We start from the raw sequence: 14,155 nt of genomic DNA on the forward strand, positions 1-14,155 counted from the left end.
GGTTATTTCACTAAGGGTGCAACGAAGCGCGTGGTGACGAAGCTGCTGTAATCGCTATCCGCTTCTGGCACTTTGCCCTGCTCTTTCAGGAAGCCGGCAGTATCGACAATCGCCTTGTTCACCGGCTTGCCGAGCTGCTCCACCTGCTGCTGCGCGGTGAGGTACGTGTTGCCTTTTACCAGCACCGGCACATCCGCTTCGGGTACACCGCTCAGGCGCGCCAGCTTGCTCAGGTTGTCTGACTGCTTCAGCCATTGATCCGGATTGGAAATGTAAGCTTGCTGCGCTTCAACGGCGCTGCGGGCAAAGGCGGTGACGATTTCTGGATGCTGCTGCGCAAAGTCTTTACGCACCACCCACACATCGAGCGTTGGCGCGCCCCACTTGCCGACCTGCGAAGAGTCCGTCAGCACCTTGCCATCTTTCTCCAGCTCGTTGACCGCCGGAGACCAGACGTAAGCGCCGTCAATGTCACCGCGTTTCCAGGCAGCAATAATCGCCGGCGGCTGCAGGTTGACTAAGGTCACTTGCGAAGGCTCGATGCCCCAATGCTTGAGCGCGGCGAGGAAGCTGTAGTGCGTCGTCGAGATGAATGGCACGGCGATGCGCTTGCCAATCAGGTCTTTAGGATCTTTGATGGTTTTCTTCACCACCAGCGCTTCGGAGTTACCGAGCTGAGAGGCCAGCAGGAAAGCTTCAATCGGCAGCTTTTGCGTGGCGGCGACCGCCAGCGGGCTGGAACCGATATTACCAATCTGCACGTCGCCCGACGCCAGTGCACGTAACACGCTGGCCCCGCTATCAAATTTGCGCCAGTCGACGGTAGCACCGCTCTCTTTGGCGAAGGTGTTATCCGCCTGCGCCACTTTGGCTGGTTCAGCCGAGGTCTGATACGCCACGGTAACGTTGACCGCTTGCGCCTGGAACGCCATCAGGGCCAGAGCCGCTGTGACCGCCGTTATTGTTTTTTTCATTGCCATCATCATTCACCCCAATGTGTTTTGTCTGGGCAGTTTCTCCAGCAACAGTAATTTCATAAAGGAATTAAAAATTATCCCTAATGACGATCCGTTCTTAGATCAACATCGGGCAAGGCTATGCAAAAAGTGCAAATGGAAAGAAAAGGAAAGCGGTAAATATGTCACACGCTCACATGGCAGCTGTGATATTGATAGAGATCTCATTTTTTAACTCTTTACTAACGGTCCTGAATCCATGTCGATAGAAAAAGTCGCACACCTGGCTGGCGTGTCAAAAGCCACCGTTTCACGGGTTTTGAACCAGAATCCCGGCGTGCGCCCGGATACGCGTGCCAAAGTGCTGGCGGCCATCGACATCTGCGACTATCAGCCCAACCTGCTGGCGCGCCAGTTGCGCACTTCGCAAAGCCATATGTTGTTAGTGCTGATTCCCGACATCACCAATCCATTCTGCTCACGCGTGGTTCAGGGCATTGAAGCCGAAGCTGAAGCGCAGGGTTACCACATTCTGCTGTGTAACTCAGGATCGCAGCTGCGGCGCGAAGCGGCCTACATTGCGTTGCTCACCGGCAAAGTGGTCGACGGCGTGATCACCATGGATGCCGCCAGCAGCCTGCATGAGCTGAAAGAATTGATTGGCGATCAGCCTTGGGTGCAGTGCGCGGAATACGATCCGTCGATCGCCGCCTCAAGCGTGGCGATTGATAATAAAGAAGCGGCTTTCGAAACCGTGCGTTATCTGGCGAGCAAAGGCCGACGTCGTATTGCGCTGGTGAACTGTGATATGCGCTACCTCTATTCACATAAGCGTGAAGAGGGATATCGCGCGGCGCTGGAGCAGCTGGATCTCAGCTGGTGCGGTGTGGCTTATGCCGAGAATATCACCTGCGAAGCGGGCAGTGCGGCTTTGCGCGAACTGCTCACGCAGCCGGAACCGCCGGATGCGGTGTTTGCGGTATCAGATGTGTTGGCGGTCGGCGTCATCCACGCGGCGTTGGAAGCAGGTTTACGCGTACCGGAAGATTTAGCGGTGGTGGGATTTGATGGCATCAACTTTACCAGCAGCCTGAATCCACCGCTGACCACGATTGAGCAGCCGATGAATCGTATGGGTGTGCGCAGCGTACAGCTGTTGCTGCAACGCATCCGCCAGCCTAACGCGTCGGTAGTCCATGAAGTGTTGCCGTGGAAGCGCGTTGAACGCGCTTCCAGCTAACTTAGCGCCAAATCAGCAATACGCAGGCAGCGGTGAGCAAGCCCATCGCCAGATTGAAGATTTTCCACGAGCGTGGGCTGCGCAGCAGACGTCCAATCAGCGAGCCAAAGCCCATCCAGATCACCCCGGAAACCACGTTCACCATGAACATGCCGATGCTGATCGCCACCACCGAATGCAGATATTCGCTGCCCGCCAGGCTGAAGCTGGCCACCGCGCCGAGCGCCATCAGCCAGGCTTTCGGGTTGATCAACTGCAGCAAGCCGCCTTGCCAGAAAGGCATCTGCTTCACCGTGACAGCGTCGGTTTCCAGTTTTTCATACTCGGCGCTGGCGATTTTCCATGCCAGCCAAAGCAGATAAAGGCTACCGGCAATCTTCAGGATGAGATGCAGCGAGGGATAAAGCAGGATGAGGCCGCCGATGCCAAATGCCACCATTAGCAACATGACTTGCATACCAATCATGATACCAATCAGCAGCGGAATGGTGCGCAGGAAGCCAAAATTAGCACCCGAGGCGGTAAGTAACATATTATTGGGCCCGGGCGTGATGGCCGCGACCCAGAGAAAACCTAACATTGATAAAAAAAGACTCAGTTCCATGTATATTCGGGTGCTCCTCACCCAGTAAAGCGAACAACCCATCGAAGCTATCAGCGACTTATGCATCAGACAAGCCTTTACCCAAGCTATTTTGATCGCCCCAGCGGCGAGCGTTTTAAACCCCTGCGCGGATTCAGTAACGCGCATCTGCAAACGCTGCTGCCGCGTATTCTGCGGCGCCGCGTTACGTTACGTCCGCACTGGCAGCGTCTTGACCTGCCGGACGGCGATTTTGTCGATTTAGCGTGGAGTGAAGATCCGGCGCAGGCGCGTCATAAACCGCGCATGGTGATGTTTCACGGCCTGGAAGGCAGCTTTCGCAGCCCGTATGCGCACGGCCTGATGCAGGCGTGTCAGGCACGCGGCTGGCTGGCGGTGGTAATGCACTTTCGCGGCTGCAGCGGCGAGCCTAATCGCTTAAAGCGCATCTATCACTCCGGTGAAACCGAAGACGCCACCTACTTCCTTCACTGGCTGCAGCGCGAATGGGGCAGCGTACCCACCGCCGCCGTCGGCGTTTCGCTGGGCGGCAACATGCTTGCTTGCCTGCTGGGTCAGCAAGGTCACGACGTGCCGATTGATGCTGGCATCGCCATCTCAGCGCCGCTGGCGCTCGAGCCGTGCAGCGGCAAGCTGGATGTGGGTTTTTCACGCTTTTATCAGCACTATTTACTGACGCAGCTGAAAAAGAACGCCACGCGCAAACTGCGCGCCTGGCCTGGCACGCTGCCGGTCGATCTCAGCCAGTTACGTGCTTTCCGCCGCTTACGCGAGTTCGATGATGCGATAACCGCACGTGCGCACGGTTTTATTGACGCCAACGACTATTATCAACGAGCCAGCGCGATGCCGTTGCTGACCGGCGTGCGTAAACCGCTGTTGATCATTCACGCGCAAGACGATCCCTTTATGACCGATGCCGTTATTCCGCAACCTGACCAGCTGTCAGCCTCCATTCAGTATCAGCTGACGCAGCAAGGCGGCCACGTCGGTTTCGTCGGTGGCACCGTTCTTAAACCGAAAATGTGGCTGGAACAGCGCGTGCCTGACTGGCTCTCAACCTATCTGGATGTGTAATTGTGATTATTCCCTGGCAAGAACTCGAAGCGGACACGCTGGAAAACCTGATTGAAACCTTCGTGTTACGCGAAGGCACTGATTACGGCGAGCAGGAACGCAGTTTGCTGCAAAAAGTCGCCGACGTACGCCGCCAACTGGAGCGCGGCGACGTGGTGCTGGTGTGGTCGGAACTGCATGAATCGATCAATATTATGCCGAAGGGTGAATTCCGCGGCTGATGCACCCCGCGGCAATTCGTGGTAACAATGCTCATCGCCGGACTTCACAGGGAGCTCTGTTATGTCAGCCAGGCATCCAATTATTGCCGTCACCGGTTCCAGCGGCGCCGGAACCACCACCACCAGCCTCGCCTTCCGTAAAATTTTCCAGCAGCTGAATTTGCATGCGGCGGAACTCGAAGGCGACAGTTTCCATCGCTACACACGTCCGGAAATGGACATGGCGATCCGCAAGGCGCGCGATCTCGGGCGTCACATCAGCTACTTCGGTCCGGAAGCCAACGACTTCGGCCTGCTGGAGCAAACGTTTAAACATTACGGCCAAACCGGCCTTGGCGAATCGCGCAAATATCTGCATACCTACGATGAAGCCGTGCCGTGGAATCAGGTGCCGGGCACCTTTACGCCGTGGCAGCCGCTGCCGGAAAACACCGATGTGCTGTTCTATGAAGGTTTACACGGCGGTGTGGTCACGCAGCAGCAAAATGTGGCGGAGCATGTCGATCTGCTGGTTGGCGTGGTGCCGATTGTTAACCTTGAGTGGATTCAGAAGCTGGTGCGTGACACCAGCGAGCGCGGCCATTCACGCGAAGCGGTGATGGATTCGGTGGTACGGTCAATGGAGGATTACATTAACTTCATCACGCCACAGTTCTCGCGCACCCACATTAACTTCCAGCGCGTGCCGACCGTTGATACCTCAAACCCGTTTGCCGCACGCGAAATTCCGTCGCTCGACGAAAGCTTCGTGGTGATTCATTTCCGTGGTCTGGAAGGCATCGCGTTCCCCTATCTGCTGGCGATGATTCAGGGATCGTTTATTTCGCACATCAATACGCTGGTGGTGCCGGGTGGCAAAATGGGATTGGCGATGGAGCTGATTATGCTGCCGCTGGTACAGCGACTGATTGAAGGGAAGCGGATAGAATAAGCGAAGTCATTCCGTAGCGGCGCAATTTATTGCGCCGCTACAATCCGAGTTATAACTCGATCACCTCATAGCTATGGGTAATTTCCACGCCTTTACCCAGCATGATCGCTACCGAACAATATTTTTCCGCTGACAGATCAACCGCACGCGAAACGGCCTTATCGCTCAACTCTTTACCGCTAACGATAAAATGCAGGTTGATGTGGGTAAAAATGCGTGGCGCTTCTTCACGGCGTTCCGATGTGAGCTTCACTTCGCAATCGGCCACATCGCTGCGCCCTTTTTGCAGGATCGACACCACATCAATAGCACTACAGCCGCCCGCGGCCATCAGCACCATTTCCATTGGACTTGGCGCTTTATCACCGGAATTACCATCCATCAATACCTGATGGCCGGATGAGGATTCTCCGAGAAAGGTAAGACCTTCCACCCATTTCACTCGTGCCTGCATGATTCTTTCTCCTGAAGCGGCGGTTTTGCCGCCAGAGTACGCTTTCACCTGACAAACAGCAATCCAGAGTAATCCCCCTTCTGCTGAAGCGAGACAACACAAGACAGCTCGCAAAAGCTGTGCTACAAACAGTGCTGAAAATATTTTCGTCATCACAGACGAAGGCCGGAAGAATCAAAAGCGTAGCTTAAGAGTCCACCCGGAATAATTTTTCCTTTACTGGAAACGCTCGACGATTAAACCGCCTGACAGGGAAAAAATGCCCCCTGTGTTTTGGGCACGATTACAACAGAGGATAATAGCGAATGGTTCTCGGCAAACCGCAAACAGACCCTACACTCGAATGGTTCCTGTCCCATTGCCATATTCACAAATATCCATCCAAAAGCACGCTCATCCATCAGGGTGAGAAAGCGGAAACGCTGTACTACATCGTAAAAGGTTCCGTAGCGGTACTGATTAAAGATGAAGAAGGCAAAGAGATGATTCTCTCCTACCTTAATCAGGGGGATTTCATCGGCGAACTCGGTCTTTTCGAAGAAGGCCAGGAACGCAGTGCTTGGGTGCGTGCGAAGTCTGCCTGCGAAGTGGCTGAAATTTCATACAAAAAATTCCGTCAGCTGATTCAGGTAAACCCGGATATTTTAATGCGACTTTCGTCGCAAATGGCGCGTCGTCTGCAAGTGACATCTGAGAAAGTGGGCAACCTTGCCTTCCTCGATGTCACCGGACGTATTGCGCAAACGCTGCTAAATCTGGCCAAACAGCCAGATGCGATGACTCACCCAGACGGGATGCAAATCAAAATCACCCGTCAGGAGATTGGTCAGATCGTGGGCTGCTCACGCGAAACCGTGGGTCGTATCCTGAAAATGCTGGAAGATCAGAACCTGATCTCCGCACACGGTAAAACCATCGTCGTTTACGGCACCCGCTAATTTCTTCTCACCCACGGCGTGATGGCAACATCGCGCCGTTTCTATTTGCGATGAGCTGATGTGGCGCCGAATCATCTATCATCCCGAAGTTAACTATGCGCTGCGGCAAACGCTGGTGCTGTGCCTGCCTGTGGCTCTCGGTTGGCTGTTTGGCGATCTGCAAAAAGGTCTGCTGTTCTCGTTAGTGCCCGCCTGCTGCAACATGGCGGGACTGGATACGCCGCATAAACGCTTCTTCAAACGCCTGATTGTGGGTGGTTCGCTGTTTGCCACCGGCAGTTTTCTGATGCAAATCCTCACCGCTTACCAGATACCGCTGCCGCTGATTTTACTGGCGCTGCCGCTGCTGATTGGCGTAACCGGCGAAATCGGCCCGCTGCACGCGCGCCTGCTGCCCGCCACACTCATCGCCGCCATCTTTACGCTCAGCTTAGTGGGACGCATGCCGATATGGGTGCCGCCGCTGCTCTATATTGGCGGCACGCTGTGGTACGGCTTGTTCAACTGGTTCTGGTTCTGGCTGTGGAAAGAGCAGCCGATGCGCGAATCGCTCAGCCTGCTGTTCCGCGAGCTGGCGGATTACTGCGATGCCAAATACACCTTACTGACGCAGCTGACCGATCCGGAGAAAGCGCTGCCGCCGCTGCTGGCGCGCCAGCAAAAGGCGGTCGACCTCATTACCACCTGTTATCAGCAAATGCATATGCTGTCGGCGAGCCGCGATAACAGCCACAAACGCCTGACGCGCGCTTTTCAGGTTGCGCTGGATTTACAGGAACACATCTCCGTGAGTTTGCATCAGCCCGAAGAGGTGCAGAAGCTGGTTGAGGAGAGCCACGCCGAAGCGGTGATTCGCTGGAACGCCAAGATTATCTCGGCGCGGCTGCGCGTGCTGGCGGATGCGATTCTCTACCATCAGCTGCCGGACCGTTTTCACATGGAGAAACAGCTCGGCGCGCTGGAGAAAATTGCACGCCAGCATCCGGATAATCCGGTCGGCAACTTCTGCCTGTATCACTTCAGTCGCATCGCCCGCGTGTTGCGTACGCAGAAGCCGCTCTACACGCGTGACCTGATGGCCGATCGCCAGCGCCGTTTGCCGCTGTTGCCGGCGCTGCGCAGTTATCTGTCATTCAAATCCACCGCGTTACGCACCGCAGCCCGCTTCGCTGTGATGCTGATGTTTGGCAGCTCGCTGGCGCTGTTCTTTAACATCCCCAAACCTTACTGGATTCTGATGACCATCATGTTCGTCAGCCAGAACGGTTACAACGCCACGCGCGTGCGTATTCAGCACCGTGCGCTGGGTACTTTCGCCGGATTGCTGATCGCCGCCGCGTCGCTGCAGCTGGCGGTGCCGGAATCGATCACGCTGCTGTTTATGCTGGGGATTACGCTGGCGAGCTATCTGATCACGCGGAAATATTATGGCTGGTCGATGATTGGCTTTACCGTCACGGCGGTGTATTCGCTGCAATTGCTGTCGCTGAACGGCGCACAGTTTCTGCTGCCGCGCATGATGGATACCTTGATGGGCTGTTTAATTGCCTTCGCCGGGATGATTTGGCTGTGGCCGCAGTGGCAAAGCGGGCTGCTGCGCAAGAACGCGCATGATGCGCTGGAAGCCTATCAGGAGGCGCTGCAACTGCTGCTGGGGCCGGAACAGTCGCCCGATAAACTGGCTTATCAGCGCATAAAGGTTAATCAGGCGCACAACGCGCTGTTCAACTCATTGAACCAGGCATCGAGCGAGCCGGGCTTTAACCTGCAATATCTGAAAGATATGCGCATGTGGGTTACGCACAGTCAGTTCATCGTCGAGCATATTAATGCCATGACGATTCTGGCGCGCGAGCACACCATGCTGACATCGAAGCTGGCAGAACGTTATCTGCAATCCTGTGAAATCGCGCTGCAGCGTTGTCAGCAGCGGCTGGCGTATGACGGTCCGGGTAACGACAGCAATATTCTGGAAGCGCCGGAGAATCTTAATGAAGGGCCGGTGACGATTGTTGAACAGCATGTGAAGCGGATCTTGCAGCACCTCAGCGTGATGCACACCATCTCTTCGCTGGCGTGGAGCCAGCGACCGCATCATGGCCGCTGGCTCAAGGTGTTACGTCCGAAAGCGGATTAAGCGGCCAGCACCTTCTCAATCGCGCTGGCGAAACGCGTCATGCCTTCGGCGATATCGGTCGGTTCAATCACCAGCGACGGCACAAAACGGATCACGTCAGTACCGGCGGTGAGAATCATCAGCCCTTCCGCGGCGGAAGCGTTGAGGATGTCACGCGCTTTGCTGGCGAACTGCGGCTTCAGCACGGCACCAATCAACAGACCTTTGCCGCGAATCTCGCTGAAGATAGCGAATTTGCTGTCGATGGCTTGCAGCGCTTCAACAAACTGCTGACGACGCGCTTCCACACCTTCCAGCACTTCTGGCGTGTTGATGATGTCCAGCGCGGTTTCAGCAATGGCACACGCCAGCGGATTGCCGCCGTAAGTGGTGCCGTGCACGCCCGGCGCCATTACTGAGGCGATTTCATTGGTGGTCAACATCGCACTCACCGGGAAACCGCCGCCCAGCGCTTTGGCGGTGGTGAGGATATCGGGCTTGATACCGTAATGTTCATACGCAAAGAGTTTGCCGCTGCGTCCCATGCCGCTCTGCACTTCATCCAGTACTAGCAGCGCATGATGTTCATCACAGAGGGCGCGCAGGCCTTGCATAAATTCTGGCGTAGCCGGCATCACGCCGCCTTCGCCCTGAATCGGCTCGACCACGATGGCGCAGGTATGGTCGTCAATCACCGCTTTCACCGCATCGAGATCGTTGAACGGCACATGCACGATATCCGCCGGTTTTGGACCGAAGCCATCAGAATATTTCGGCTGGCCACCCACCGACACGGTGAACAGCGTGCGACCGTGGAAGGCGTTATGGAAGGCGATGATTTTACTTTTAAACGGGCTGTGTTTTTTGCAGGCGTAATAACGCGCCAGCTTGAATGCCGCTTCATTGGCTTCCGCGCCAGAATTACCGAAAAACACCCGATCGGCAAAGGTCGCGGCAATCAGTTTACTCGCCAGACGCAGCGCCGGTTCGTTGGTGAACACGTTGCTGGTGTGCCACAGCGTTTCGCCCTGGGTTTTCAGCGTTTCCACCAGCGCCGGATGACAATGGCCCAATGCAGTCACCGCGATACCGCCAGAGAAATCGATATACTCTTTGCCCTGCTGATCCCACACTCGGCTGCCTTTGCCTTTTACCGGCACAAACTGCGCAGGTGCATAAACAGGCAAAATTACGTTATCGAACGTTTCCCGGGTTACCGCTATTTTTTCCGCTGCCATTGACGACCTCATCGGGTTATTTGTTGAGCTGATGTGAAATTATAATCACAAAATATGCATAAAAAGTCACACGAAGGCAAACATAAGTTACGCGTTGAGGAAATTAGCCAGCAGCTGATGCCCTTGCTCACTGAGGATGCTTTCCGGATGGAACTGCACGCCTTCCAGCGGCAAGCTGCGATGGCGGAAACCCATGATCTCATCCGGCTGGCCGTCGCGCAGGCTCCACGCGGTGACTTCAAACTCAGCGGGCAGCGTATCGCGCGCCACAATCAATGAGTGATAGCGGGTCACGGTAAGCGGATTATTCAGATCACGAAACACACCTTGGTTGGTGTGCTGAATCAGCGAGGTTTTGCCGTGCATCACCTGCCGCGCGCGTACCACCTGCGCGCCATAGGCTTGCGCAATCGCCTGATGTCCAAGGCAAACGCCGAGGATCGGCAAGCGTCCGGCAAAATGGCGAATAGCCGCGAGCGAGATGCCAGATTGATCCGGCGTACATGGGCCCGGCGAAATCACCAGATGCGTCAGCGGCAGCGCTGCCATCTCATCCAGCGTAATGGCGTCGTTGCGCACCACACGCACATCCGCGCCCAGCTCGCAGAAGTATTGGTAGAGATTCCAGGTGAAGGAGTCGTAGTTATCGATTAGCAGCAGCATAGTAGGTCGTAGCAGTGTGTCATTGCGGCAACTGGCGCAAGAAAGGTCGCAAAAAAGCCATGTTAACACCTTCAATCTTAATACCCGCTAGCTGACGAAAAAGATTCTGATTACTCTCGCACCCAGTGCTATATTTTGGAGAGTGACTATGTCAGCTACAACGCGAGTATTCAAAACCAAATGGTTCAGTAAGCAAGCCCGTCGGCATCTTATTGGCGATAAAGAACTTTGTCGGGCAATTACAGCAGTAAAACTGGGTTATGCCGATGATTTGGGTGGTGGCGTATTTAAAAAGCGTCTTCAGCAAAATCGCGATCGCGCCATCATTCTGGCCAAAGGGGGTAAAAACTGGATTTATACCTTTTTATTTGCCAAACAGGATCAGAGCAACCTGAGTGAAAGCGAACTTGAGGGCTTTCGTGAGCTGGCAAAACAATACTCGCTGATTTCGAATGAGGCTCTGAATCGGCTGCTCGCCGTTCGGGAGTTAGTGGAGATGTGTCATGACCATAACGCGTAAATTTAAAAGTCCGGCTTTTGCAGCCATTCACAGCGCGGCATCCGGATTGTTTGAAGTAGATGCCATCAGCAAACAGAGCATGCGTGATTTTGATGAACGTTGCCTGAGCGATGTCGCCGCGCTCGATGCGCAGGCGATTAAGAACTTGCGCGAGAATTTGAATGTTAGTCAGCCGGTTTTTGCCCGCTATCTCAACACCAGTGTGTCAACCGTGCAGAAATGGGAAACCGGGGCTAAACGCCCCGGCGGAATCTCTCTTAAGCTATTGTCCGTGGTGCAAAAACACGGGCTTGAAGTGTTACTGTAAAACCTTCGCCGGGCTCACCACTTTCGCAAATTGCGCGGTAAGCGGTGCCAGATCGCCGGCGACGCCCGCCGAGATCGCAGCGCGCCACGCGTCGCGTTCGAGTGTTTCCCACGAAAGCTGATACCCGGCATGCAGTGCCAACTGCTCGAAGAAGATGCGCTGCGCGCGGCCATTGCCGGCGCGGAACGGATGCAGCACGAAGATCTCACAATAGTAATGTGCGATACGCGCCACGAACGCTTCCTGCTCAAGGTCAGCCAGGCCGCGCTCTTCCTCCAGCGCCTGCATCAGCGTGTTGCCCTCTTTCTCGATGTATTCGCAATGACAATACGGCGTTTCATCGCGCCAGATATCAATGGTGCGCAATTCTCCCGCCCAGCTGTAGAGATCCTGAAACAGCGTGCGATGAATATGGCAAAGACGTGGCAAACCGATGCTGCGCTGGCCAAGTTCTAACGTCGCCAGGCGCGCGGTGCTGAAAGCCAGTTCCGCTTTGCGCAGCTGGGCTTCATCATGAATATCGAGGCGATTCTTCAACACATTGTCGTTGTGCCACAAATAGGGATCGCGTACCGCTAAGCTGTTATCCACCATATTGCCTCCTCAGCGACTCGAGTCGCTCCTCAGCATGTTCGGCATCGATAAGAGCTTCGCTATAGGTATATCCGGCCAGTCGACAGCTGGCCTGGTAGCTCGCAGCACGGCGCTGCTGCCACAAAGTGGCTTTCTGTTTCTCAGTGAGTTTGCTAGTCATAGCGCCTCCGGCAAGCAATGAGCCCTAAGTATAAGCAGCAATTTTTTGCTTTGCCGGAGAGCCAATGATGCGCCATGCGAAAATGGCGCGTTTCAGAATTAAGGCAGGACTTTGGCGGAGAGGATAACAATCGGTTTTGACGGCACATTTTGGTACGGTCCCACATCTTTGGTAGGGACCTGCGCAATCTTGTCGATCACATCCTGGCCTTTCACAACTTTACCAAATACCGCATAGCCGAAATCACGCTGACCGTGATCGAGGAACGCATTATCGGCTACGTTGAGGAAGAACTGGCTGGTGGCGCTGTCTTTATCTGCGGTACGTGCCATCGAAATGGTGCCGCGCAGATTACGCAAGCCGTTGTCGGCTTCGTTCTTGATCGGCGCTACCGTTTGCTTCTGCTGCATGTCGGTAGTGAAACCGCCGCCCTGAATCATAAAGCCAGGAATAACGCGGTGGAAAATGGTGTTGTTGTAGAAACCATTGTTGACGTAATCAACAAAGTTTTTCACCGAAACCGGGGCTTTCTGGTTGTTCAGTTCGAGTTCAATATTGCCCGCAGAGGTGGTGAGCAGCACATGAGGATCGCCTTTTGCGGCGAGCGCGGCAGACGATACGGAAGAGAGCGCTAACAGGGCAACCGCCGCTGTCAAAGTACGTTTAAGCATGAAAGATTCCTTACCATGGAGAGCTAGCTCAAAAACGAGATTGATTGTAAAGAGCATGTGATCCAAGAGCCAGCGTTTTACCGATATTTACGCGGATGTTGCTATTGTCATACTTTTGCCGTCACGCAATCATTTGCGTGATGAAAATCACACTCTCAATGAAATATTTCCGCCTTGTTACACTCGTTGTTTATTAAGATCACAGCAACACTTACAATTCATGACACTTTTGCCACCTTCGGCGCTTAACAGGTTCAGAACATGACAAACCGTAATCGCATTGGCCTTACCTGGATTAGCTATTTCTCCTATGCGCTCACCGGCGCACTGGTGATCGTTACCGGTATGGTGCTGGACAATATCGCGCAGTATTTCCAGCGCCCTATTTCAGAAATGAGCAACACCTTCACATTCCTCAATGCGGGCATTTTGGTGTCGGTGTTCCTGAACGCCTGGCTGATGGTGATTGTGCCGTTGAAGCGCCAGCTGATCTTTGGCTTTGTGCTGATGATCCTCGCCGTTGCCGGTCTGATGACCAGCCACGATCTCACCGTCTTCTCGCTGTGCATGTTCATCCTCGGCGTCGTCAGCGGCATCACGATGTCGATCGGTACCTTCCTGATCACCCATCTGTACGATGGCCGTCAGCGCGGCGCACGTCTGCTGTTTACCGATTCGTTCTTCAGCATGGCGGGCACCATCTTCCCGATCATCGCCGGAATCTTGCTGGCGCGCGCGTTGCCGTGGTATTGGGTTTACGCCTGCATCGGCATCATTTATGTCGCGATCTTTGTGCTGACGCTGTTCATTGAGTTCCCGGTGCTGAAAAGCGAAGCCGCTAAGCCAGGCGTTGAGAAAGAGAAATGGGGCATCGGCGTGCTGTTCCTGTCGATTGCAGCACTCTGCTATATCCTCGGCCAGCTCGGCTTCATCTCGTGGGTGCCGGAATACGCCACCAAATCGATGGGCATGGATATCGCCGCTGCCGGTCAGCTGGTGGGTAACTTCTGGACCGCGTACATGGTCGGCATGTGGGTGTTCAGCTTCGTACTGCGCTTCTTCGATCTGCAGCGCATCCTGATGGTGCTGGCCGCGCTGGCAACCGGTTTGATGTACTGGTTCGTCACTTCTAAAGACGCCAGCATGCTACACTGGATCATCATGACGCTGGGCTTCAGCTCAAGCGCGATTTACACCACCATCATCACGCTGGGATCGCTGCAAACCAAGGTCTCTTCACCGAAGCTGGTAAACTTCATCCTGACCTGCGGCACCGTCGGCACCATGTTGACCTTCGTGGTAACCGGCCCAATCGTGGCGCAAGGTGGCGCACATGCTGCGCTCTCAACGGCTAACGGTTTGTACGCCGTGGTGTTTGTGATGTGTGTTCTGCTCGGCTTTGTGACCAAACATCGCCAGCACGGTCACGTCACCCACTAAGTTTGACGGGCGGACCGCGGTCCGC

General features: G+C 54.8%; 17 protein-coding genes. 9 read left to right on the forward strand and 8 right to left on the reverse strand.

Going from position 1 to position 14,155, the window contains the following annotated elements; all coding sequences use genetic code 11:
• Positions 1-2: 2 nt before the first annotated feature.
• Entirely contained in the window at positions 3-980 is a 978-nt protein-coding gene (tauA, locus tag AAF463_RS17845; protein ID WP_350261213.1) for a taurine ABC transporter substrate-binding protein, read from the reverse strand.
• 235 nt (positions 981-1,215) lie between these two features.
• Here tauA and AAF463_RS17850 point away from each other — a divergent pair, with 235 nt between their 5' ends.
• Positions 1,216-2,196: a LacI family DNA-binding transcriptional regulator gene (locus AAF463_RS17850; protein WP_101762645.1), complete on the forward strand. Its 981-nt coding sequence runs from the start codon at positions 1,216-1,218 to the stop codon at positions 2,194-2,196.
• A gap of 1 nt (position 2,197) precedes the next feature.
• Here AAF463_RS17850 and AAF463_RS17855 read toward each other — a convergent pair whose 3' ends face one another.
• The gene (locus AAF463_RS17855; protein ID WP_217549933.1) at positions 2,198-2,800 is read right to left on the reverse strand and encodes a LysE family translocator; all 603 of its coding nucleotides are present in this window, start codon (positions 2,798-2,800) and stop codon (positions 2,198-2,200) included.
• A gap of 60 nt (positions 2,801-2,860) precedes the next feature.
• Here AAF463_RS17855 and AAF463_RS17860 point away from each other — a divergent pair, with 60 nt between their 5' ends.
• The 3 genes from AAF463_RS17860 (at position 2,861) to AAF463_RS17870 (ending at position 5,029) form a co-directional block, all read left to right on the forward strand.
• Positions 2,861-3,877, forward strand: a complete 1,017-nt coding sequence (locus AAF463_RS17860) for a hydrolase (protein ID WP_101762647.1) — start codon at positions 2,861-2,863, stop codon at positions 3,875-3,877.
• A 2-nt stretch (positions 3,878-3,879) separates the two neighbouring features.
• Positions 3,880-4,098 carry a YheU family protein gene (locus AAF463_RS17865; RefSeq protein ID WP_007892223.1) on the forward strand — a complete coding sequence of 73 codons (219 nt, stop codon included), beginning with the start codon at positions 3,880-3,882 and terminating at the stop codon, positions 4,096-4,098.
• A gap of 61 nt (positions 4,099-4,159) precedes the next feature.
• Positions 4,160-5,029: a phosphoribulokinase gene (locus AAF463_RS17870; RefSeq protein WP_101762648.1), complete on the forward strand. Its 870-nt coding sequence runs from the start codon at positions 4,160-4,162 to the stop codon at positions 5,027-5,029.
• Positions 5,030-5,078: 49 nt separating this feature from the next.
• Here the strand turns inward: AAF463_RS17870 and AAF463_RS17875 are convergent, their stop codons facing one another.
• On the reverse strand, positions 5,079-5,483 hold the full coding sequence (locus AAF463_RS17875) for an OsmC family protein (protein ID WP_350261214.1): 405 nt from the start codon (positions 5,481-5,483) through the stop codon (positions 5,079-5,081).
• A 305-nt stretch (positions 5,484-5,788) separates the two neighbouring features.
• Between AAF463_RS17875 and crp the strand changes: the two genes are divergently transcribed.
• Complete coding sequence (gene crp, locus AAF463_RS17880; protein WP_003852956.1) at positions 5,789-6,421, forward strand: cAMP-activated global transcriptional regulator CRP; 633 nt, start codon at positions 5,789-5,791, stop codon at positions 6,419-6,421.
• 58 nt (positions 6,422-6,479) lie between these two features.
• Entirely contained in the window at positions 6,480-8,558 is a 2,079-nt protein-coding gene (locus AAF463_RS17885; RefSeq protein WP_137386646.1) for a YccS/YhfK family putative transporter, read from the forward strand.
• Here AAF463_RS17885 and AAF463_RS17890 read toward each other — a convergent pair.
• Both AAF463_RS17890 and AAF463_RS17895 read right to left on the reverse strand, forming a co-directional pair.
• Positions 8,555-9,775: an aspartate aminotransferase family protein gene (locus AAF463_RS17890; protein WP_217549929.1), complete on the reverse strand. Its 1,221-nt coding sequence runs from the start codon at positions 9,773-9,775 to the stop codon at positions 8,555-8,557. The genes AAF463_RS17885 and AAF463_RS17890 overlap by 4 nt on opposite strands.
• An 87-nt stretch (positions 9,776-9,862) precedes the next feature.
• Positions 9,863-10,438: an aminodeoxychorismate synthase component II gene (locus AAF463_RS17895; protein WP_137386648.1), complete on the reverse strand. Its 576-nt coding sequence runs from the start codon at positions 10,436-10,438 to the stop codon at positions 9,863-9,865.
• A 148-nt stretch (positions 10,439-10,586) separates the two neighbouring features.
• Between AAF463_RS17895 and AAF463_RS17900 the strand changes: the two genes are divergently transcribed.
• Both AAF463_RS17900 and AAF463_RS17905 read left to right on the forward strand, forming a co-directional pair.
• Complete coding sequence (locus AAF463_RS17900; RefSeq protein ID WP_192236992.1) at positions 10,587-10,958, forward strand: type II toxin-antitoxin system RelE/ParE family toxin; 372 nt, start codon at positions 10,587-10,589, stop codon at positions 10,956-10,958.
• Positions 10,942-11,265 carry a DNA-binding transcriptional regulator gene (locus tag AAF463_RS17905; RefSeq protein WP_192236991.1) on the forward strand — a complete coding sequence of 108 codons (324 nt, stop codon included), beginning with the start codon at positions 10,942-10,944 and terminating at the stop codon, positions 11,263-11,265. The genes AAF463_RS17900 and AAF463_RS17905 overlap by 17 nt, the downstream gene beginning before the upstream one ends.
• Here the strand turns inward: AAF463_RS17905 and AAF463_RS17910 are convergent.
• From AAF463_RS17910 to ppiA, 3 genes are all read right to left on the reverse strand, one after another.
• Positions 11,257-11,859: a putative adenosine monophosphate-protein transferase Fic gene (locus AAF463_RS17910; protein WP_192236990.1), complete on the reverse strand. Its 603-nt coding sequence runs from the start codon at positions 11,857-11,859 to the stop codon at positions 11,257-11,259. The genes AAF463_RS17905 and AAF463_RS17910 overlap by 9 nt on opposite strands.
• Positions 11,849-12,019 (reverse strand): YhfG family protein, encoded by a 171-nt coding sequence (locus tag AAF463_RS17915; protein WP_101762654.1) that lies wholly within the window; start codon positions 12,017-12,019, stop codon positions 11,849-11,851. The genes AAF463_RS17910 and AAF463_RS17915 overlap by 11 nt, the downstream gene beginning before the upstream one ends.
• A gap of 98 nt (positions 12,020-12,117) precedes the next feature.
• A complete protein-coding gene (gene ppiA, locus AAF463_RS17920) occupies positions 12,118-12,690 on the reverse strand; it encodes a peptidylprolyl isomerase A (protein ID WP_008101803.1) in 573 nt (190 codons plus the stop codon).
• 261 nt (positions 12,691-12,951) lie between these two features.
• Between ppiA and tsgA the strand changes: the two genes are divergently transcribed.
• Positions 12,952-14,130: an MFS transporter TsgA gene (tsgA, locus tag AAF463_RS17925; protein WP_008101801.1), complete on the forward strand. Its 1,179-nt coding sequence runs from the start codon at positions 12,952-12,954 to the stop codon at positions 14,128-14,130.
• The last annotated feature ends 25 nt before the right edge of the window (positions 14,131-14,155 follow it).

The organism is Pantoea sp. BJ2, from assembly GCF_040255075.1.
GTDB lineage: Bacteria > Pseudomonadota > Gammaproteobacteria > Enterobacterales > Enterobacteriaceae > Pantoea > Pantoea leporis.